Genomic DNA, 24,378 nt, shown 5'->3' with positions numbered 1-24,378 from the left:
TTTCCAAAAGTGACCCGCTGTAAGAGCGGAACCATAAGTAGCCGTTACCGCAGCAACGGATATGTACCCAAACCAAAACCTCACGAAACCACCTCCCCAACAACAACCCCATCCACCCACCACCGCGCCAACCCAACCACATTGGGCGCCTTGAGCAACGTAAAGTGATTCCCCCCGCCATACCAAACCTGCAACCCACTCCCCTGCCGCCGCCACCCCTCAACCATCAACCCTTGCTCCCGCTGATTCCCCGCCGCATCCAACGCAGGATCCTCAGCCAACACCAACCGCACAACCCCGTTAAATCGCGCACCCGGCCGATACCGCGTACGCAACGCCGCCGCATAAGTCCGCGCCGGCCCATCCATCGCATCCACAGCCGACCGCCCCGGCAACAGACCAACGCCGACCATCCCTGCATGCAACTGCCGCCGCTGCGCCACCTCATCACGCCCGGCAAAGTCCCCCAGATCAATCCCGAGCGATTTCCCCGCCGACAACTGCATCGCCTCAATCAACCGCACCAACGCCGCCGTCGTCGTATAAGGCCTGACAGCGCGCTCCGGAGACTCACTGTCAATCACCGTCAACGAAGCCACCTCCCGCCCCGCCGCCTGCAACCGCAACGCCATCTCCAGCGCAACCCAGCCCCCAAACGAATGCCCCACCAAATGCACCGGCCCCTGCGGACACTCCTGCTCCAACGCCTTCAAGTAACAAGCTGCCGCCGCTTCCACCTGGCTATGGGGCACCGCCTCACCGTCCAACCCACGCGGCTGCAAACCAAACAACGGCCAGTCGCGTCCCAACGCCTCACTCAAACCGATAAACCCGGTGACGCTGTCCCCCGCCCCCGGCACACAGAACACCGGCGCATACCCCGTCCGGCCACTCTGAATCCGCAGTAAAGGTTGATGCGCCGCTTGAACCTGCGGCGTACAAGCCCCCAGCGCCTCAGCCATCGCCTGGCCCAATGCCTGGATATGCGGCGCCTGCATCATGCTCTGGTGATCCCCCGGCACCGCCACCTGGCGCAATTGCCCAGGCGCCAATACCTCATTCCAACCCAGCGATTCACTATGCCGCGACAACTCGGTCGGCCGCTCATTCGCACTGAACAGATGCACCGCGACCGGCAACGGAAACAGGCTGTAATGCGCCAGCGCATGCCCGTGACCCACTTCCCGCTCGATGTAGTTCAAGAGGTCCGCGTCCGTCGCCGCTGCCATTTGCGCGTGCAGCACACCTTCATCGCGACAACGTTGCAGCAAGCCTGCAAAGTCCAGCTGTCCAACCTGCGTCTCCAGCTGCCCAAGGCTCGCCAGTTCATCCACACCTCCCTGTGTTTTCCAGTACGCCGTGCACTGCAACAGCAAATGCTGCTTGAGCGCGTCCGGCCCGCTCCAGCGCGCCTTGCCCTGGTCGGTCATGCGCGGCACGTAGCTGTCGATCAAACCGAGAAACTCCACCGGCTCATCCAGCCCGAGCAGTTGCATCGCCACTTCATAGGCCAGCACCCCGCCAAACGACCAACCGGCAACCCGGTAAGGCCCATGGGGTTGAATGCCACGGATCAACCCGACCAGCCGCGCAGCCAGACCTTCCATCGTGTTCAGGTGCGGTTCGCCGAGCGCCACGCCTGGCAAGCCGTAGATCGGATAGTCACCCGGCAAATGCTGACCCAGCGCCGGGAAGTACACGTCCATGCCGCTGAACTCATGGACCAGGAACAGCGGCGCTTGCGAACCACCGCTGCGTACCCTGATCACCGACGTGTCACGCACCGGCTCATCCGTACGCTGACGCAGCATCGCGGCAACGGACGCCACACTGGCATGCTGGAACAGCTCAGCCAGGGACACCTGCAACCCCGCGTCTTCCATCAGGTTGACCAGCCGGATCGCCAGTAATGAATGCCCGCCCAACTCGAAGAAACTGTCATGACGACCGACCTGTTCCAGCTTCAACACCTCGGCCCATAGCTGGGCCAGGGTCTGTTCCAGCCCATCGGCCGGCGCCTCGAACTCACGGCGGTTGAACGTGTCCAGGGCCGGCACCGGCAAGGCCTTGCGGTCGACCTTGCCGTTGGCGGTCAACGGCAGGTGATCCAGCGGCACCAAGGCCGACGGCACCATGTACTCCGGCAATTGGCCTTGCAGATAAACGCGCACGCTGTCGAGGTCGACAGGCTGATCAGCCCAGGTGAAATACGCGGCCAGGCGCTTGTCGCCCGGCGCATCTTCGCGAGCCAGCACCACCACGTCCTGGATACCGACAAAGGTCGCCAGGCGCGCTTCGATCTCGCCCAGCTCGATGCGGAAACCGCGGATCTTCACCTGATCGTCATTGCGCCCGATGCAGTCCAGCACGCCGTCCTCAGTCCAACGGCCAAGGTCGCCGGTGCGGTACATCAAGGCGTGCAAATTCAACGGATCCTTCACAAACTTTTCAGCGGTCAGATCAGGTCGATTCAGATACCCCAGCGCCACGCCATCCCCGCCGATGCAGATTTCACCGGTCACGCCCACGGGCACCGGCTGCAGGTGCGCATCCAGCACATGAATCTGCGTGTTGGAAATCGGCCGACCAATCGGCACGCTGTCGGCATCCTCAGCCAGCGCGCGCACCTCATAGGTGGTGGCGTAAGTGGTGGTTTCGGTCGGCCCATAGCAATGCACCAGGCGCAACGCAGGCGCCTGGGCCAACAGGCTGCGAAAGGCGGCCGGGTCGGCGCGCTCGCCGCCGCACAGCAGAATGCGCAAGCCCGCCAGGGCCCGGGGGATCAATTGCACGTACTGGTTAAACAGGGCCGTGGTAACGAACAACACCGTTGCGTCCGCCAAGGCCGCGCCGAAGGCCGCAGGGTCAAGCAGCGTGGCGTGGTCGATTACCTGCACCTGGCCGCCGTTGAGCAGCGGGCCCCACACGTCCATGGTGCTGGCGTCGAACGCCGGGTTGGAGGCGAAGGCCACGCGGTCGCTGGCGTTGAAATCGGCGTAACCGTTGTTGATCACCAGGCGGGTGATGCCGCGATGGGGCACCAACACACCTTTGGGCGTGCCGGTGGAACCGGAGGTGTACATGATGTACGCCACGCTGTCCGAGGACTGCGACAGGTCCGGGTTGTGGCTGGGCTGCGGGTCGAGGGCCAAGGTGTCCAGATCCAAGCGTTGCACGCCGAAGTCGACGGCGATGTCGCTGCGGGTCAACAACCAGGCTGCAGCACTGTCCTGCACCATGAAACCCTGGCGCTCGGCAGGCGCATTGATATCCAGCGGCACATAGGCGGCGGCGCATTTGAGCACGGCCAGTTGGCTGATCAACAGGTCCAGGCAGCGCGGCAACAGGATCGCCACGTTATTACCGGGACGCAGCCCAAGGCCCAGCAGGTGATGGGCCAAGCGATTGGCGCGGGTATTCAGCTCGCCATAACTCAGTGACTGCCCGCCATGCAGCGCCGCCAATGCGCCAGGACGCGCCTGGGCCTGGGCTTCGAACAGGCGTTGCACCGTGTGTTCACGCGGGAATGGTCGCGTGGTGGCGTTGAACTCCAGCAGTTGCTGGCGTTCGGCAGCAGGCAGGATCGGCCAGTGGCTGATACCCATCGCGCTGCCCTGCTCCAGCGCCTGCACCACCTGTTCCACGGCAACCTGCAAGTAGCCGCACAACCGGCGTGCGCCCTGCCCCACGACTTTCAGCGAGAAGCCCTCGCCCAGGTCATCCACGCTCACTGACAGGCCGTAATTACTGTGTTCTTCAGCCTTGAGCAGCCGAATGCCTTGCCATGCTTCGCTGGCAGCCTGCGGCGCACTGTGGCGATAGTTGAACAGCGTGTCGAACAGCGGCGTCGCCGCCGGCACGCCGCTGCAACGCTGGGCCAACGCCAGCGGCGCCTGCTCATGGCTGAGCAATTGGCTGAGACGTGCGTGGGTGGCCCGCAGTGCGTCGCGCACCGAGTGCTCACCGAGGTCGACCCGCAGCGGCAGGGTATTGATAAACACACCCATGGCCCGCTCGGCGCCTTCACCGCCTTGCAGGCGGCCGAGCATCACGCTGCCGAACACCACGTTGTCGCGGCCCGAGACCTTGCCCAGCACCTGGGCCCAGGCCAGGTGCATCAGGCTGGCGGCGCTGACGCCGGATTGCCGCGCTTGGGTGCGCAGGCGTTGGCTCAAGTCTGCATCCAGTGGGCGTTGAATCGGCTCGTTGCGGCCCAAGCGTTCGACCTGGGTCGGTTCATCGATATCACCGAGCATGTCGCGGAAGAACGCTTCGTGATCCTCTGCACCGACGCGGGTCTGGGCCACATAGTTGCGGTACGGCACCGCCGCGCCCAAGGTGTGTTGAGTACCCGTGAGGAACGCCTGCATCTCCTGTTGCAGAATCTCCAGGGCGATGTGGTCCATCACCAAGTGGTGGAACAGCAACGTGGCACTGTCCGCATTGACCACCAGGCGCATCAACGGGGCTTGCGACAGATCAAGCCGTTCCGGCACCACGCCTTGTTCAATACGCAGCGACGCCTCGCGCCAGACCACCTGCACCGGCTCTTCCAGGCCATCCCAATGGAACGACGAACGCAGGATGTCATGGCGCTGGATCACCGCCTGCATGGCCAGGGCGAACGCCTCCAGGCGCTGTTGGCTGTCGAATGCAAACTGTGCGCGCAGCACATAGTCGTCAGCACCCTGCACCGCACGATGGTGATACAGCATGCCGGCCTGCAACGGCGCCAACGGGTAGATGTCCTGCACATTGGCTGCGCCGCCCGGAATGCAGGCGACGATACGCTCGATGGATGGCTGATCCAGTTGAACCAACGGCAACATATCCGGCGTGATCGCGGTGCAATCGGCGGCAATGCGATTGGCCGGCACCGCCACTTCCCGCCCCCCGCCCAAGGCCGCCGCCAAGGCTGACAAGGTCGGCTGGCCGAACAACACCTTCACATCCGCCGACAACCCGAGGCGGCGCATGCGCCCCATCAGGCTCACCGCGAGCAACGAGTGCCCGCCCAGTTCGAAGAAGTTGTCGTGACGGCCCACGCGCTCCACGTTGAGCAACTCGGCCCACAGGCTGGCCAAGGCGATTTCCGTGTCGCCCTGGGGCGCTTCGTATTCGCGCACCACCACCGACTCCAGGCCCGGCGCAGGCAAGGCCTTGCGGTCGAGCTTGCCGTTGGGGCTCAGGGGCAAGGTGTCGAGGTGCACGAAGATGGCCGGCACCATGAACTCCGGCAGGTGCTGCAACAGGTGCGCGCGCAACGCGTCGATCTCGCTGAGCGCCCCGGTGTAGTAGGCGATCAAACGATTGTCGCGGGCGATCACGGCGGCTTCGTTGACCGGCGGATAGTCGGTAAGGCGCGACTGGATTTCCCCGAGTTCGATGCGCAGGCCACGGATTTTCACCTGATCGTCATTGCGCCCCAGGTACTCAATCGTGCCATCCGCCAGGTAGCGGCCCACGTCGCCGGTGCGGTACAGGCGACCGTCGGTGAACGGGTCCTTGAGGAAACGCTCGGCGGTCAATTCAGGGCGGTTCAGGTAGCCGCGTGCCACTTGCACGCCGCCGATGAACAACTCGCCGACCACACCCAACGGCACCGGCCGCATCTGTGCATCGAGCACGTACATGCGGGTGTTGGCGATCGGTTTGCCGATCGGCGTGTTGTCCGGCGTTACCGGCCCGGCGCAGTTCCACGCGGTCACATCGACGGCGGCTTCGGTCGGGCCATACAGGTTGTGCAGTTCGCTGCCTGGCAATTGTTGCTTGAAGCGCCGCACCAGGCTGCCCGGCAGGGCTTCGCCGCTGCACATCACACGCACCAACCCTTTGGCTTGGCTGACATCGCCATGGGCCAGGAACACGTCTAGCATCGACGGCACGAAGTGCAGCGTGGTGATCTGCTCGGCCGCAATCACGTCGCACAGGTACGCTGGGTCTTTATGGCCGCCAGGACGCGCCATCACCAGGCACGCGCCGGTGAACAGCGGCCAGAAGAACTCCCACACCGACACGTCGAAACTGAACGGGGTTTTCTGCAAGACACGATCATGGGCTTGCAAGCCGTAGGCGTCCTGCATCCACAACAGGCGGTTGACCACGCCGGGATGGTCGTTGATCACGCCCTTGGGTTGGCCGGTGGAGCCGGAGGTGTAGATCACGTAAGCGCTGAGGCCTTCTACACCGGGGTTGTCTTGAGGTTGGTGCTGCCAGGTCGGCCGATCCAGATCGACCACCGGCACATCCCCCAACAACCCGCGTGTCGCGCCCTGGGCCAGCACCGCGACCGGCGCGCTGTCCTCCAGCATGTAGGCGATGCGCTCCAGCGGATACGCCGGGTCCAGCGGCACATAGGCGGCGCCGGCCTTGAGGATCGCGTACAGGCCGATAACCATCTCCAGGCCGCGTTCCACACAGATAGCAACCCGTGAATCGGGCTGAACGCCGATTTCCAGCAGGTGATGTGCCAGCTGGTTGGCTTGCGCGTTCAGCTCGGCATAGGTCAATACAAGGTGATCAGCCTTGACGGCGACCGCATCCGGTGTCCGCGCCACCTGCGCTTCGAACATACCGTGCAAGGTCTGGTCGAGGTCGTAGGCCAACTCGGTAGCGTTGAAGTCGAACAGCAAATGCTGACGTTCATGCTCATCCACCAGCGGCACCTGCTCCAGCACCGCCTGGTCGTTATCGACCATGGCCTGCAACACGCGGGTGAAATAGCCGACATAACGCTGCACCGTCGACTCATCGAACAGCGCCACCGCGTACTCCAGCGCGCCGATGATCGTGCCCTGCACTTCGCTCAGGTCCAGGGACAGATCGAACTTGGCGAAGTGGCTGTGCTCGACAATGCCTTCCAAAGCCAGGTCACCCAACGCCAGGGTCGGCGCGCTGCTGTCCTGCCAGGTCAACAGCGTCTGGAACAGCGGGCTGTGGGCCAGGCTGCGCGGCGGCCGAGTGATTTCCACCACCTGCTCAAACGGCAGGTCCTGATGGGCTTGGGCCTCAAGCGCCAGCGCCTTGACACGCGCCAGCAACGCCTCGGTGCTCAGCTCGCCGGAGGTGTCGATGCGCACGGCCAGCGTGTTGACGAACAGCCCGATCAGCCCTTCCACCTCGCTGCGCGTGCGATTGGCGACGGGTGAGCCGATCACCACGTCCTGTTGCCCGGACAACCGCGCCAGCAAGGATGCCCAGGCGCTCATCAAGGTCATGTACACGGTGGTGCCGTGGCGTTGGCTCAAGGCCTTGAGCCCGGCGGTGAGGCGTTCGTCCAGGCGCACCTCGACACTGCTGCCGGCGTAGTCCTGTTGCGCAGGGCGCGGGCGGTCAGTGGGCAAAGTGAGCAAGGCCGGCGCACCGGCCAGCGCCTGCTGCCAATAGGTGCTCTGGCGATGCAGCACTTCGCCGCTGAGCCATAGGCGTTGCCATACGGCGAAGTCGCCGTACTGGATCGGCAGCGGCGGCAATGGATCGGGCTGGCCGTGGCTGAAGGCTTGATACAACGCCATCAACTCGCGGGTGAGCACGCCCATGGACCAGCCATCGGAAACGATATGGTGCAGGGTCAGCAGCAGCACATGGTGATCGTCGGCCATGACCACCAGGCGCCCGCGCAGCAGCGGACCACGCTCCAGGTCGAACGGCGCCGAGGCCTCGCCGTGGATCAACGCATCCAGCGCCTGCTGGGGTTGCGGATGGCGACGCAGGTCCTGCACTTGCAGGGGCAGCACGTCTTCGGCGGGTACGATCAACACTTGGGCGTCATCGCCATGCTGGGCGAAGCGGCTGCGCAGGGTTTCGTGGCGCGCGACGATACGGGCGAGCGCCCTTTGCAGCGCCTCGACATGCAACTGCCCACGCAAACGCAAGCCGATAGGAATGTTGTAGGCGGTGTTGGCGCCTTCCATCAGCGCCAGGAACCACAGGCGCTGCTGGGCGAAGGACAGCGGCACCTGTTCATCACGATTGGCCGGCAGGATATCCGGCAAGGTGCTGCGGCCGGACCGGGCCAGCACCTCGGCGACGGCCGCCAGTTCGGCATTGGCAAACAAATCGCCGAGCAGCAACTCGACGCCTAGGCGCTGGCGGATCTGCGAGACCATGCGCATCGCCAACAACGAGTGCCCGCCCAGTTCGAAGAAGTGATCGCGACGCCCGACGCGCTCGACGTGCAGCACATCGGCCCAGATGTGCGCCAGCACGCTTTCGATTTCGCCTTCGGGTGCCGCGTATTCGCGGGTAAACACAGCGGCCATGTCCGGCGCCGGCAAGGCCTTGCGGTCAAGCTTGCCGTTGGCAGTCAGGGGCAACGCGTCCAGCTTCACGTAGGCGACCGGCACCATGTAGTCCGGCAGGTGCGCCACCAGATGGGCGCGGATGTCGCCCACGGCCAATGGGTCGAGTTGACGGTTTTCGGTGAAATACGCCACCAGCCGCTCTTCACGCACCAGCACCACGGCTTCCTGGATACCTGCCAGTTGGTTGAGCTGGGTTTCGATCTCGCCCAGTTCGATGCGCATGCCGCGAATTTTTACCTGGTCATCATTGCGTCCCAGGTACTCGATGTTGCCGTCCGGCAACCAACGCGCCAGGTCGCCGGTACGGTACATGCGCCCGGCATTGAACGGGTCTTGCAGGAAGCGTTCGGCGGTCAGCTCCGGGCGGTTCAGGTATCCCCGCGCCACGCCTTTACCGCCCACGTACAACTCCCCTGCTACGCCCAATGGGACGGGACGCTGTTGCTCATCGAGCAGGTACACCGTGGCATTGGCGATGGGCTTGCCGATATGCAGCGGCTGGCCGGCCTCGACCTTGCCCGACGTCGCAACCACCGTGGCTTCGGTCGGCCCGTAGTTGTTGATCAAGTCAAAGCGCTGCGCCCGGGTGAACTGGCGCAGGCGATCGCCACCGATCAGCAAGGTGCGCAGCGTCGGATGTTCGATCTGCTGGCTGAAGGCGTACTCGGCCACTGGCGTGGGCAGGAAACACACGTCCAACGGTTGCGCACACCACCAGGCCAACAGCGCGTCGATATCTTCGGCGCCGTCATGGGCCGGTGGCAGGTGCAGGGTCGCGCCCACACACAGCGCCGGCCAGACTTCCCAGGCCATTGCATCAAAGCCGAACCCGGCAACGCTGGCAGTGTGGCGTCCGGCGCACAGGTCGAAGGCGTTGCAGTGCCAGTCCACCAGGTTGGCCACGGTGTGATGTTCTACCATCACGCCTTTGGGCAGGCCGGTGGAGCCGGAGGTGTAGATCACATAGGCGAGGTTGGACGGGATGACCGTTACCTTGGGGTTGCTCGCTGAGTGGTGCTGCCAGGTGTAGCGGTCAAGGTTGATTACCGGCACGTCAAGGGCCGGCAAGCGTTCGAGCAAGGCGTGCTGGGTCAGCACCGCCACCGGGGCGCTGTCGGTCAGCAGGTACGTGAGGCGCTCGGCTGGGTGCGACGGGTCTACCGGCACATAACAGGCGCCGGCCTTGAGGATCGCCAGCAAGCCGGCCAGGGTGTCCAGGCCACGACGCGCAACGATGGCGACCCGGTCGTCCGGCTTGACCCCCAGCGCCAGCAGGTGATGGGCCAGCAGATTGGCTTGCTGGTTGAGTTCGGCATAAGTCAGTTGACGACCCGAATGCACAGCGGCAATCGCGTCCGGCGTGAGGGCTGCCTGGGCTTCGACGCGAGCGTGCAGCGTGGTGCCTTGGGGGAAATCCGCCTGGGTGGCGTTGAAGTGTTCCAGCAGCAAACGCTGTTCATCGACAGGCAGCACCGAGACCTGATTGAGCGCGGTGTGTGGCGCCTGTTCCAACGCGGTTACCAGGTTGTCCAAGGCGGTTTGCAGGTAGGCACAGACGCGTTGCGGATCGACCTGGGTGGTCGCCAGCAGACGCAGGATAAACCCTTCGCCCAGGTCGTCCACGCTCAGGGTCAACGGGTAGTTGGTGCGCTCATCCGAACGTAATGTCTCGATGCCCTGCCACGCCGCCACGGCTTCGCTGCTGGTACCGGTGCCGCTGTGGCGATAGTTGAGTAACGCGCTGAACAACGGCGTCGGCGCCACCACCCCACTGCACCGTTGCGCCAGCGCCAGGGGTGCGTGTTCGTGGCGCAGCAGCGCGGTGAGGCGCGTGTGGGTGGCCTTGACCGCGCTGCGCAGGTCGTCGCCAGCCACGTCCACGCGAAACGGCAAGGTGTTGATGAAAATCCCCAAGGCGCGGTCCGTGGCATGCCCGCCTTGCATTCGACCCATCAGCACGGTGCCGAACACCACTTGGGATTTGCCGGCCAGCACGCTCAACACCTGAGCCCAGCCCAGGTGGAACAGGCTGGCAACGCTGACGCCCAGCGATCGAGCCTGGGCGCGCAGGCGCTGGTTGAGTGCGTCCGACAGCGGCCAATCCAGTTCATTGATGTCACGGCCATCGCCCTGCACATCCTGCAAGCCGAAGGGCAAGCTCGGCTCGACCACATCGCCGAGCATCTGCCGGAAAAACGCCTCGTGTTGCTGTTCGCTGACACCCAGCCGCGCCTGTGCAACATAGTTGCGAAACGGCACGGCGTGACCCAGTTGCCCGGCGTGGCCTTGCAGGAACGCCTGCATTTCATGGCGCACCACTTCCAGGGCACTGTGGTCCAGGGCCATGTGATGGAACAACAGCATCGCAACGATGCGCCCCTGCGCCGGGTCCTTCGCCCAGGCCAGGCGCATCAACGGCGCCTGGGTCACGTCGAGCCGGAAATGGCGAGCGTCGAACCGCGCGTGCAGTTGGGCAGCAATATCACTGTCAGCCGGGTCCAGTTCCAGCACCTGTACCGGCAGACGCGCGCTGCGCCACACCACTTGCGATGGCTGTTGCAATCCGTCCCAGACCACGCCGGTGCGCAGGATGTCGTGACGGTCGATCACCCCTTGCAGGGCCAGGGCAAATGCGTCGAAACGCTCGACGCTGTCGAAGGCGAACTGCGACTGCATTACATAGGGGTCGCCCTGCTCGGTGCTGACGTGGTGAAACAGGATGCCTTCCTGCAGCGGCGCCAGCGGGTAGATATCCTGGATATTCGCCACGCCGCCGTCGACCGTGGCAACGATGCGGTCGATCTCCTCCTGGCTCAGCTCGGACAGGGTCAACATGGCCGGCGTGATCCGTTCGGCGTTGGCCGGGATGCCATTGGCCGGCACCTCGTTGGCGGCCGAATACTCGCCGGCCTTGATCAGCTCGATCAGCGCCGGCTTGTGTTCGCGCAAGGCGGCAAGAATCACCGGGTCGCTCAGCGCTTGTTTGTTGCCTTGCACCGACAACTGCTCGCCCTTCAGCGCGAGTTGCACATCCTTGGTTTTCAGCGTCGCCAGCAGTTCGAGAATGCTCACAGGACGATCTCCATTCGTTCAGTCATCGCGGCGTAGCCAGCCAGGGTCGGCTGTTCGAACAACGCACGCACATCGGCTTCCATGCCTTCCTGGCGCAAGCGCCCGATCAAGCTCACGGCGAGCAGCGAGTGCCCGCCTAATTCAAAGAAATTGTCCTGGCGCCCTACCCGCTCCACGCCGAGCAGTTCAGCCCAGAGTTGCGCCAGAAGGATTTCGGTGTCGCCCACCGGGGCCTCGTACTCGCGCACGGTCAAGGCTTCGTTGCCCGGCGCAGGCAGTGCCTTGCGGTCGAGCTTGCCGTTGGGGCTCAACGGCAACGCGTCGAGGTGCACGAACAGCGCGGGCACCATAAAGTCCGGCAGGTTTTGCAGGAGGTGTTCGCGCAACTCAGTGACCCGCGCGCCGGTGTAGTAGGCGACGAGCCGGTCATCGCGGGCCACCACCGCGGCCTCGTTGACCTGCGGATGTTCCAGCAAACGGGCCTGGATCTCGCCCAGTTCGATACGCAAGCCACGGATCTTCACCTGGTCGTCGTTGCGGCCCAGGTACTCGATAGTGCCGTCGGGCAGGTAACGCCCCAGGTCGCCGGTGCGGTACAGGCGGCCATCGGTGAACGGGTCCTTGAGGAAACGTTCGGCGGTCAACTCAGGACGATTGAGGTAACCGCGCGCCACCTGCACGCCGCCGATGAACAACTCGCCCACCACGCCCAGGGGCACTGGCTGCATCTGTGCATCGAGCACATACATGCGGGTGTTGGCGATGGGTTTGCCAATCGGCGTGTTGTCCGGCACGTCCGGGCGCGCGCAGTTCCAGGCGGTCACGTCGACAGCGGCTTCGGTCGGGCCGTACAGGTTGTACAGGCCGATGCCGGGCAGTTGCTGCTTGAAGCGCCTGACAAGACTACCCGGCAAGGCTTCGCCGCTGCACATCACCCGTTGCAGACCGGCCGCCTGGCTGACATCGCCGTGGGCCAGGAATACGTCGAGCATCGACGGTACAAAATGCAACGTGGTGATCTGTTCAGCGGCGATCACCTCGCACAGATAGGCCGGGTCTTTATGCCCGCCAGGACGCGCCATGACCAGGCAGGCGCCGGTAAACAGTGGCCAGAAGAACTCCCACACCGATACGTCGAAGCTGAACGGGGTTTTCTGCAATACCCGGTCGTGGGCCTTCAAGCCGTAGGCGTCCTGCATCCACAGCAGGCGGTTGACCACGCCGGGGTGGTCGTTGATCACGCCCTTGGGCTGGCCGGTGGAGCCGGAGGTGTAGATCACGTAGGCGCTGAGGGCCTGCACCTGTGGGTTATCGATAGATTGGTGCTGCCAGGTCGGCCGGTCCAGATCGATCACCGGCGCGTCGCCCAGCAAACTACGCGTAGCGCCTTGGGCCAGCACCGCAACAGGCGCGCTGTCTTCCAGCATGTAGGCGATACGTTCCAGTGGATACGCCGGGTCCAGCGGCACATAGGCCGCACCGGCCTTGAGGATCGCGTACAGGCCGACCACCATGTCCAGGCCACGCTCCACACAGATCGCGACCCGCGAATCGGCTTGAACGCCCATTTCGATCAGGTGATGCGCCAGCTGGTTGGCTTGCGCATTCAATTCGGCATAGGTCAATGCCAGCTCACCCGCCTTGACCGCGATAGCGTCCGGTGTGCGCGTCACTTGTGCTTCAAACAGGCCGTGCAGGGTCTGGTCAAGGTCATAGGCCACCTCGGTGGCATTGAAACCCGACAGCAGTTGCTGACGCTCCTGAGCCTCCAGCACCGGCAGGCGATTGACCGCCAACTGCGGCGCCTGCTCCAGCGCGTCGACCAGCCCTTGCAAGGTCACCTGCAGGTAACCACAGAGGCGTTGCGCGCCAATCGACTGCGCGGTCATGGCAGTGAGGCGGAAGCCGTCGCCCTGGTCGTCCACGTTCAGCGTCAACGGGTAGTTGGTGCGCTCCTCGCTGGCCAGGGTCTGGATGCCTTCCCAGGCCTGGGACATCGGCGCCTGTTGGCTGTCGCTGTGACGGTAATTGAGCATCGCGCTGAACAACGGCTGCGGCGCGGCGACGCCGCTGCACCGCTGGGCCAGGGCAAGGGACGCGTGTTCATGCCCGAGCAACGCGGTCAGTCGCGCATGGGTCTGTTTGACCGCCACGCGCACGCCGCTGCCATCAATGTCCACGCGCAGCGGCAAGGTGTTGATGAACATGCCCAGCGCGCGATCACTGCCTTTGCCGCCTTGCATGCGCCCCAGCAGCACGGTGCCGAACACCACGTTTTCCTGGCCGGATGTGCTGGCGAGCACCCGCGCCCAGGCCAGGTGGAACAGGCTGGCGGCACTCACGCCGAGTAAACGCGCCTGGGTCCGCAGGCGCTGGTTGAGGGTCGGGGCCAGGTTCAGTTGGACCTCTTCGATGGCATTGCCGTCGCCGCGCACGTCCTGCAGGCCGAATGGCAAGGTCGGTTCGCTGATATCGCCGAGCATTCCACGGAAGAACTGTTCATGTTCCGCTTCGCTGACACCCAATCGCGCCTGGGCCACGTAGTTACGGTACGGCGTGGCGTCGCCGGCAGGCTGTGGTTGCCCAAGCAGGCTGGCTTGCATCTCGTGGCGCACGCCGTCGAGGGCGGTGTGGTCGAGGGCAATGTGGTGGAACAACAGGATCGCAACCACGCGCTGGTTGGCCGGGTCCGGCGCGTACACCAGGCGTATCAGCGGCGCCTGATTCATCGGCACACGGTACTGGCGCGGGTCGAAGCGCTGGTGCAACTGGTCGATCTCATCCGCCTGCACCTGCAAGCGGGCCTTGCGCCACACCACTTGCAGCGGCTGGGCCAGGCCTTCCCAGATCACAGCGGTGCGCAGGATGTCGTGACGGTCGATCACCTGTTGCAGCGCCTGGGCGAAGGCATTCAAGCGGTCGAGGCTGTCGAACGCCAGGTGCGATTGCAGCAGGTAAGGGTCGCCCTGACCCGCGCTGATGTGGTGGTAGAGAATGCCCTCCTGCAACGGCGCCAGCGGGTAGATGTCCTGCACATTGGCGGCGCCACCGGGCACCTGGGCGACGACGTGGTCGATGGTCGATTGGTCGAGTTGCACCAGGGACAACAAATCCGGGGTGATGCGCTGGCAACCCGCTGGAATGCGGTTTTCCGGCACCGACACATCGCGCCCACTGCCCACGGCAGCCGCGAGCGCCGCCAGGGTCGGCTGGCTGAACAGCACGCGCACATCGGCACTCAGGCCGACCTGGCGCATGCGTTCGATCAGGCTGACGGCGAGCAACGAATGGCCGCCCAGCTCGAAGAAATGGTCATGGCGCCCGACCTGCTCCACTTGCAGCACCTCCGCCCAAATACGCGCCAGGGTGCTCTCAACCTCGCCTTGAGGTGCTGCGTACTCGCGAGTCAGCAACGCCGCCTGATCCGGTTCCGGCAACGCCTTGCGGTCGAGCTTGCCGTTGGCAGTCAGGGGCAATGCGTGCAGCTTCACATAGGCAACCGGCACCAGGGCATCCGGCAACCGGGCTTGCAGTTGCGCGCGCAGGGTGTCGATATCCAACGGTTGCTGTTCGGTGAACCAGGCAATCAAGCGCCCTTCGCGCACCAGCACCACCGCTTCGCCGACGCCATCCAGTGCGGCCAGGCGGCTTTCGATTTCACCCAGTTCAACCCGGATACCACGCACCTTCACTTGATCATCATTACGTCCCAGGTACTCGATATTGCCATCGGGCAACCAGCGCGCCAGGTCACCGGTGCGGTACATGCGGCCTTCGTTGAACGGGTCTTGCAGGAAGCGTTCGGCGCTCAGGTCCGGACGGTTCAGGTAACCCCGCGCCACGCCACTGCCGCCGACGTACAACTCGCCCGCCACCCCTGCCGGCACCGGACGCAAGTGCGCGTCCAGCAGGTAGACGCTGGCATTGGCGATGGGCCGGCCGATATGCAGCACCTGCCCGGCGCGCACGCGGCCGGAGGTGGCAACTACCGTGGCTTCGGTGGGGCCGTAGTTGTTGATCACTGCAAAGCGGCGTTCCTGGGTGAACTGGCGCAGGCGATCACCACCAATCAGCAGAATGCGCAACGTGGGGTGTTGCAGGTTCTGGCTGAAGGCGTATTCGGCCACAGGCGTTGGCAGGAAGCTGACGTCCAGCGGTTGCGCCAGCCACCAGGCGAGCAGCTCATCGATGTTTTCATTGCCCACATCGGCCGGTGGCAGATGCAGGGTGGCACCCACGCACAGCGCCGGCCAGACCTCCCAGGCCATCGCATCAAAACCGAAACCGGCGACGCTGCTGGTGTGGCCCGTCGCATCCAGACCAAAGGCCTCGCAGTGCCAGTGCACCAGGTTTTCCACGGTGCGGTGTTCCACCATCACACCTTTGGGCTGGCCGGTGGAGCCGGAGGTGTAGATGACGTAAGCCAAGTGCGCCGGGGTCAACGCGCTGAGTTGCGGGTTGCTGACGGCCTGCTGCTGCACGCGCGGATCGTGCAGGTCGAGGGTGGCAACCGCGCCCAACAGGTCGCGGGTACTGGCTTCGGCCAACACCGCCACAGGCGCGCTGTCTTGCAGCAAGTAAGCGATGCGCTCGGCGGGATACGCCGGGTCGATAGGCACGTAGCCGGCACCGGCCTTGAGGATGCCCAGCAAGCCCACCAGCATCTGCGGGCCGCGACGGCAGCACAGGGCGACGCGATCGTCGGGCTGCACGCCCTGTTGCAACAGATGATGGGCCAACTGGTTGGCGCGAATATTGAGCTGCTGGTAGGTCAGCGATTCGCCGTCTTGCATCACGGCGATGGCGTGAGGTTGGCGCTCGGCCTGGATCTCGAAAGCCCCATGCACAGTGTGGCCCTTGGGGAAATCGCTGGCGGTGGCATTGAACTCGCGCAGCAAGGTTTCACGCTCCGCTGCCGGCAGGATCGGCAATTGACTGAGTGGGGTCCTGGGTGCGCTTTCCAACGTCTCGATCAGTTGCTCAATGGCGTTATGCATGTAGGCACACAGCCGCTGGGCGCCGATCTGCGGCAGCGCCAATACGGTCAGGCCGAAGCCTTCGCCCAGGTCATCCACACTCAACGTCAGCGGGTAGTTGCTGCGCTCCTCACCACCGAGCAGTTGCACCCCTTCCCAGATGCCATGGCCGTCGCGGGCCATTTCGCCGGGGGTGCTGTGGCGGTAGTTGAGCAAGGCACTGAACAGCGGCGAGGCATTCGCCACGCCGCTGCAACGCTGGGCCAGCGCCAGGGACGCATGTTCGTGGCCAAGCAAGGCGCTCAAGCCCCCATGGGTCGCCTTGACCGCAACCGCAGCCGGCGCGGCTACATCGACCCGCAGCGGCAAGGTGTTGATGAACATGCCCAGCGCACGGTCCGCGCCGTCACCGGCTTGCATGCGGCCCATCAATACGGTGCCGAATACCACGTCGTCACGCCCAGAGACCAGGCCCAGTACCTGCGCCCAGGCCAGGTGCATCAGGCTCGCCGCACTGACGCCCAACTGCCGCGCCTGCTCGCGCACCCGCTGGGCCAGGGCTGCATCCACCGGCAGTTCGGCCTCTTCGATATCGCGTCCGTCGCCCTGCACGTCTTGCACGCCGAACGGCAGGGTCGGCTCATCCACGTCAGCGAGCATGTCGCGGAAGAACGCTTCGTGCTCCTCCATGCTGACACCCAGGCGCGCCTGGGCCACGTAGTTGCGGAACGGCGCCGCCTCGGGCAAGTCCTGCGCCGGGTTGAACAGGAACGTGCGCATTTCCTGGCCCACCACTTCCATGGCGGTGTGGTCCAGCGCCAGGTGGTGGAACAACAGGATCGCCGCGACGCGGTTGTGTTGCGGATCCTGGGCGTAAACCATGCGCAGCAGCGGCGCCTGGGTGATATCCAGGCGGTAATGGCGGGCGTCGAAGCGCGCGTGCAGTTGTTCGATGACGCCGCCGTCCGCCGGGTCCAAGTCGACTTCCTGAACCACTAGGTGCGCCTCGCGCCACACCACTTGCACCGGGCTGTCCAGCCCTTCCCAGACCACGCCGGTACGCAGGATGTCGTGACGGGTCACCACCTTTTGCAGCGCGCCCATGAACGCGTGCAGGCGCTCGATACCGTCGAATGCCATGCGCGATTGCAGCAGGTACGGATCGCCCTGCTCGGCACTGATGTGGTGGTAAAGAATGCCTTCCTGCAACGGCGCCAGCGGATAAATGTCCTGCACGTTCGCCGCACCGCCGGGCACGTTCGCGACGATTCGTTCGATGGCCAGCGGATTGAGCTGCACCAGGGTCAGCATCGACGGAGTGATCTGGGTGCAACCCGCTGGAATACCATTGGCCGGCACCACGACTTCCCGGCCACTGCCCACGGCGGCGGCCAGCGCCGCCAGGCTTGGCTGGCTGAACAACACACGCACGTCGCAGCTCAGGCCGACCTGGCGCATGCGCTCGATCAGGCTGACCGCCAGCAACGAGTGCCCGCCCAACTCAAAGAAGTGATCGTGACGACCCACGCGGTCAAGCTTGAGCACGTCCTGCCAGATCTGCGCTAGCTGGGTTTCCACTTCGCCTTCCGGCGCTTCGAAACCACGGCTGAGCAGCGCGCTCTGGTCGGGCACCGGCAGGCCTTTGCGGTCGAGCTTGCCGTTGGCGGTGAGCGGTAACAGCGCCAGCCACACGTAGGCCGACGGCACCATGTAATCCGGCAGTTGGCCTTGCAGGTGGGCGCGCAGTGTTTCGATGTCCAACGGCTCACGGGCGGTGTAGTAGGCCACCAGACGCTTGTCGCCAGGTTCGTCTTCACGGGCCAGCACCACGGCGTCTTTTACACCCGGGAAGCTGGCCAGACAGGTTTCGATCTCGCCCGGTTCGATCCGAAAACCACGGATCTTCACCTGCAGGTCATTGCGCCCCTGGTACAGCAAGGTGCCGTCGACCTGCCAGCAGGCCAGGTCACCGGTGCGGTACAGCAAGCCTTCACCAAACGGGTTCGGGATGAATTTTTCGGCGGTCAGTTGCGGCTGGTTCAGATACCCCTTGGCCACGCCCGCGCCACCGATGTACAGCTCGCCCACCACACCCAACGGTACGGGTTGCTGGCGCGGGTCCAGCACGTAAGCCTGGGCATTGGCAATCGGTCGGCCGATGGGAATGCCACCCTCGCCCACCGAGGTGATCTCGAAGGTGGTGGAAAAGGTGGTGGCTTCGGTGGGCCCGTAGCCGTTGAGCAAGTGTTGAGGTTTGCCGTGTTCGAGCACGCGGCCAATCACCTGCGGGTCGAGCACATCGCCGCCAACGATCAGGTAGCGCAACTGGCGGAACACCGGCATCAGCGCGTCGGCGTACTGGTGGAACAACCCGGCGGTCATCCACAACACGCTGACGGATTGCTCCTGCAATAACGACGCAAACGCCGCCTGGGACAGCAGCACCGCATGCTCGACCACCACCACGCAGCCACCGTTGAGCAACGGCGCCCACACGTCGAGGGTGCTCGCGTCAAACGCCGGGTTGGAGGCGAACGCCACACGATCACGCGCATTGAAATCGGCGTAACCGTTGTTGAGTACCAGGCGCGAGATCGCACGGTGCGGCACTTGCACGCCTTTGGGCGCCCCGGTGGAGCCGGAGGTGTAGAGGATGTAGGCGACGCTGTCGGCAGACTGCCGCAGTTCAGGGTTACGCGGCGACTGGGCGTCCAGGTTCAGGTCCGCCAGGTTGTTGAGCACCCGGTGCGCACCGCTGTCCTGCACGATAAACGCCTGGCGCTCGACCGGCGCGTTGACGTCCAGCGGCACATACACCGCGCCGCACTTGAGGATCGCCAGTTGGCAGATCAGCAGATCGAGGGAACGCGGCAGTGCGATCGCCACGCTTTCGCCCGGTTGCACGCCCTGGTTGAGCAAGTGGTGGGCCAGGCGGTTGGCACGCCGGTTGAGGTCGCGGTAGCTCAAGGACAGCTGCCCATGCACCGCCGCCACGGCTTCCGGACGGGCCAGCGCCTGGGCTTCGAACAGCTGGTGTACGGTGAGCTGCGACGGGTATTCACGGGCGGTGGCGTTGAAGTCCACCAGCAACTGATGGCGCTCGGCAGCCGGCAGGATCGAGACTGCCTGCAACGGCGTGATCGGCGCCTGCTGCAATGCAGTCACCAGGTGGCGCAGCGCGGTGAGCATGTAGTCGCCCACGCGTTGCACATCCAGGGTCGCCACGCCTTGCACGGTCAGCGCAAAACCTGTGCCCAGGTCATCGACGTTGAGTACCAGCGGGTAATTGCTGCGCTCTTCGGAACTGAGAATCTGGATGCCGGAGGCGGCGAATGGGCTGTCCCCCGGTGCTTCCCCCGGTGCACTGTGGCGATAGTTGAGCAAGGTGCTGAACAGCGGCAGCGAACCCGGCACGCCGCTGCAACGCTGGGCCAGGGACAACGAGGCGTGCTCATGCCCGAGCAATTGCGCCAGGCGTGCATGGGTAGCACGCACGCCGGCTTGCACACCGACAGTGCCGAGGCTGACGCGCAGCGGCAAGGTGTTGATGAACATGCCCAGCGCGCGGTCGGCGCCCTCGCCGCCCTGCATGCGGCCCAGTAACACGGTGCCAAACACCACGTCCTGCTGGCCGGACACCTGCCCCAGCACCTGGGCCCAGGCCAAATGCACCAGGCTTGCAGTGCTGACACCCAGTTGCCGCGCCTGTTCGCGCAAGCCCAGGCTGAGTGCCGGCTCCAGCGGCAGGTGGGCGTCGAGGATGCCACTGCCGTCGCCATTCACGTCCTGCAGGCCGAAGGCCAAGGTCGGCTCATCGATATCGCCGAGCATTTCGCTGAAGAACGCTTCGTGCTGCGCCTGGCTGACCCCGAGTCGCGCCTGGGCTACATAGTTGCGGTACTGCACGGCGTCGGGCAATTGCGCACTGTTGCCGGACAGGCTGGCGCTCATTTCGTCCACCAGCACCTGCAACGCGGTGTGGTCCAGCAGGATGTGGTGCAACAACAGGATGCCGACCAAACGGCCCTGCTCTTGCGAGTAGGCGAAGCGCATCAGTGAAGCGCGGCTCAAATCGAGGCGGAAGTGACGCGGGTCGAAGCGTTGTTGCAGTTGGGCAAGCGACTCGTCGCTACGCTCAACGGCCAGTGTTGCCTGGCGCAAGACCACCTGCACCGGCTCGTTGAGGCCTTCCCAGAGAATCGCTGTGCGCAGGATATCGTTGCGCTCGATCACGCTGTGCAATGCCTGGATGAACGCGTCCACCGCCGCCTGATCAGTGAAACTGAACTGCACCTGCAATACGTAGGGATCACCCTCGGTGGTCGCCAGGTGGTGGTAGAGAATGCCGGCCTGCAACGGCGCCAGGCCGTAGATATCCTGCACGTTACTGATGCCGCCGGGTACGTTCTCGATGATGTGGTCAAGCGCTGCCTGGTCCAGTTCCACCAACGGCACCATGTCCGGGGTGATGTGCTGGCTGGCCTGGGTAATCAGGTTGGCCGGGACTTGCACCTCCTGTTGCCCACCGACTGCGGCGGCGAGTGCCGCCAGGGTCGGCTGGCCGAACAGCACGCGCACGTCGGCGCTGAGGTCGCCCTGGCGCATGCGCTCGATCAGCTTGACCGCCAACAGCGAATGGCCGCCCAGTTCGAAGAAGTTGTCATCACGGCCGACCTGGTCGAGCTTGAGCAGGTCTTGCCAGATCGCGGCGATGGCGGTTTCCACCGCGCCTTGTGGCGCTACGTAGCCGCGACGGGCCAGGGCGTCGGCATCCGGCGCGGGGAGTGCCTTGCGGTCGAGCTTGCCGTTGGTGGTCAGCGGGAATTGGTCCATCTGCACAAAGGCGCTGGGCACCATGTGCTCGGCCAGGCTCAGCAGCAGGTGGTCACGCAGGTCGGCGGCCTGCCATTCGCCTCTGGCGATCACGTAGGCCACCAGGCGCTTGTCACCCGGCTCGTCTTCACGGGCGATGACCACCGCGTCACGCACGCCAGGGGCCGTGGCCAGGCGGGCTTCGATCTCGCCCAGTTCGATACGGAAACCGCGGATCTTCACCTGGTCATCGTTACGGCCCAGGTATTCGACACTGCCGTCGGCCAGCAGGCGGCCGAGGTCGCCGGTCTTGTACAGGCGCTGGCCGGTGGCCGGCTCAGCCAGGAAACGCTCGGCGGTCAGCGCCTCACGGTTGAGGTAACCGCGCGCCACCCCGGCGCCGCCGACGTACAACTCACCGACCACCCCCAACGGCAGCAGCTCGCGACGCGCATCCAGCACGTACAGCTGCAAGTCAGGAATGCGCACGCCAATCGGGCTGACGCCAACCAACTGCGCATCCGCCGCTTCCAGGGCGCGATAGGTCACGTGCACGGTGGTTTCGGTGATGCCGTACATGTTCACCAGTTGCGTCCCGGCGTTGATCGCCCGGGCGTACCACGGTTTGAGCATGCCCGGTTCCAGCGCTTCGCCGCCAAAGATCACTTGGCGCAAGGAGTGGGATTGCGGGTTCTGGCTTTGCGCAGCAATCAACTGGCGGAAGGCACTCGGGGTCTGGTTGAGGATGCTCACGCCCGCCTCGCACAGCAGCGAATAGCATTCATCCGGCGAACGGCTGACCAGTTGCGGCACGATCAGCAACTGGCCGCCGTGCATCAGCGCGCCCCAGATTTCCCACACCGAAAAATCAAAGGCGAACGAGTGGAACAACGCCCACACATCGTTGGCGTTGAAGCCGAACCAGTGTTCGGTGGCCGTGAACAATCGCGCCACCTGGCGGTGTTCGATCATCACGCCCTTGGGCTGGCCGGTGGAGCCAGAGGTGTAGATCACATAGGCCAGGTGGGCCGGGCTGACCGTGACCCGTGGGTTGATGAGGGACTCATCGCGCAAGCCATTGAGGTCGATCTGCGGCAGGTTGCCGACCAGATGGCGGGTATTGGCTTGCACCAGTACGGCCACAGGCGCGCTATCGGCCAAGGTATAAGCGATGCGCTCCAGCGGGTAGGCTGGGTCAATCGGCACATAGCCGGCGCCCGCCTTGAGGATGCCGAGCAAGCCGATGATCATCTCCGGACCGCGTTCCACGCAGATCGCCACGCGGTCGTCCGGGCAGATACCTTGGGCCAACAGCCGATGGGCAACCTGGTTGGCGCGCTCGTTGAGTTGGCGGTAGGTGAGGCGCTGGTTGTCGAAGCGCAAGGCGATGGCTTCGGGCTGGGCGGCGGCGTGGGTTTCGACTTGCTGATGGATCGGGGCGGTGTCGGCGTAGTGCGCGGGGCTTTGATTGAGGCAGTGCAGCAAAGTGTGGCGTTCGGCGTCGGGCAGGATGTTCAGGCCGCTGAGCGGCATGTCCGGTCGTTGCTCCAGGGCGTCTGCCAGGCTTGCCAGGGCGGTGTGCAGGTAAGTGGCGACACGTTCGGCACCGATGGATGCGTCGACCATCACGGTCAGCGCGAAGTCTTCACCCAGGTCATCGACGTTGACCGTCAGCGGGTAGTTGGTGCGTTCCTCGGCACCCAGTACACGGATGCCCTCAGCGACTTCGATCACCTCGGCCATGTCCGTGGCGGCGCTGTGGCGGTAGTTGAGCATGGCGCTGAACAACGGCGTCGGTGCGGCCACGCCACTGCAACGCTGGGCCAGCGCGAGGGACGCATGTTCGTGGTTGAGCAAGGTCGTAAGGCGTTCATGGGTGGCCTTGACCCCAGCACGCACGCCCTGTTCGCCCACATCCACACGCAGGGGCAAGGTGTTGATAAACATACCCAGGGCCCGTTCACCGCCCTCGCCCGCGCCCATGCGGCCGAGCATCACGGTGCCGAACACCACTGCGTCACGCCCGGAAACCACGCCCAACACGCGGGCCATCGCCAGGTGCATCATGCTGGCCACGCTGACGCCAAGGGGGCGTGCCAGGGTACGCAGGCGGCGGCTCAGTACGCTGTCGATGGGGATGCGTGCCTCGTCAATGCCCAGGCCGTCACCCTGTACATCCTGCAAACCGAAAGGCAGCGTCGGCTCATCGATGTCCGCCAGCATCTCGCGGAAGAACGCCTCGTGGGCCTGCTCGCTGACGCCATGGCGTACCTGGGCGATGTAGCTGCGAAACGGCACCGGCTCACCGGCCCGGGCGTGCTCGCCGGCCAGGTACAGCTGGATTTCATGGCGCACCACGTCCAGGGCGGTGTGGTCGAGAATGGTGTGATGGAACAGCAGGGTCGCGGCCACCCGCCCGGTGAGCGAATCCTCGGCAAACACCAGTCGCAGCAGCGGCGCCTGGCCCAGGTCCATGCGATAACTACGCGGATCGAAATCAACCGCCTCGCATGACAGGGCCGCCTTGCGCCACACCACCTGCAACGGCTCGTCGAGACGCTCCCAGACCATGGAGGTACGCAGGATGTCGTGACGATCGATCACCCATTGCAGCGCCTCGGCAAAGGCCTCCAGACGCCCACGGCTGTCGAACTCGAACTGCGCGTGCAACACGTACGGATCGCCCTGCTCCGCCGTCAGATGGTGGTACAGCATGCCTTCCTGGAGCGGCGCCAGTGGGTAGATATCCTGCACGTTAGCCGCGCCGCCGGGGATGGCGGCGACAATCCGGTCGATGGCTGCCTGGTCGAGGCTGACCAGCGGCAGCATGTCCGGGGTGATGCGGTAGGCCGGGCTCAGCCAGTCGCCGCCATGTTCGGCCACCAGTTCGAGCAGCCGGGGCTTGTGGGCGATCAATTGATCCCACAGCGCATCGTCCAGCGCTTCGTCATCGCCCAGGATGATCAGGTCGCCTTCTTCCAGTTGCAGACGGATCGCATGGGTGGAAATCGCTGCCAATAATTCGCTGAACTGCATGGGGTAACCTGCCTGATAAGTCACGGTGGAGAAGAAAGTCCGTTTTCAGCTGCCGCTTGAATCGGGTGCTGTGCGCCCCGCATCAAAAAAAAGCGGGCGCAGCCGGGGGCCTGGAGAGGCTTCCGGCAGGCTTGGAAAATTAAGGGATTTGGCAGGCGGGGGGTGACATGGGAAGCGGG

At 64.6% G+C, this 24,378-nt stretch carries 2 protein-coding genes; both read right to left on the bottom strand.

Annotation, left to right across the window (positions count from 1 at the left end; genetic code table 11):
* Positions 1-80: 80 nt before the first annotated feature.
* The gene (locus CI807_RS19275; RefSeq protein ID WP_095015772.1) at positions 81-11,375 is read right to left on the bottom strand and encodes a non-ribosomal peptide synthetase; all 11,295 of its coding nucleotides are present in this window, start codon (positions 11,373-11,375) and stop codon (positions 81-83) included.
* On the bottom strand, positions 11,372-24,199 hold the full coding sequence (locus CI807_RS19270; RefSeq protein WP_095015771.1) for a non-ribosomal peptide synthetase: 12,828 nt from the start codon (positions 24,197-24,199) through the stop codon (positions 11,372-11,374). The genes CI807_RS19275 and CI807_RS19270 overlap by 4 nt, the downstream gene beginning before the upstream one ends.
* Positions 24,200-24,378 lie beyond the last annotated feature (179 nt).

Origin of the sequence: Pseudomonas sp. NS1(2017), assembly GCF_002269425.1 — a bacterium.
Lineage (GTDB): Bacteria > Pseudomonadota > Gammaproteobacteria > Pseudomonadales > Pseudomonadaceae > Aquipseudomonas > Aquipseudomonas reactans.
Note: the sequence above shows the minus strand (reverse complement) of the source record. Positions and strands in the feature narration are given on the sequence as shown.

Coding starts and splice junctions, on each gene's coding strand:
- CI807_RS19270 (WP_095015771.1), bottom strand. CDS start 24,199: ATGCAGTTCAGCGAATTATTGGCAGCGATTTCCACCCATGCGATCCGT.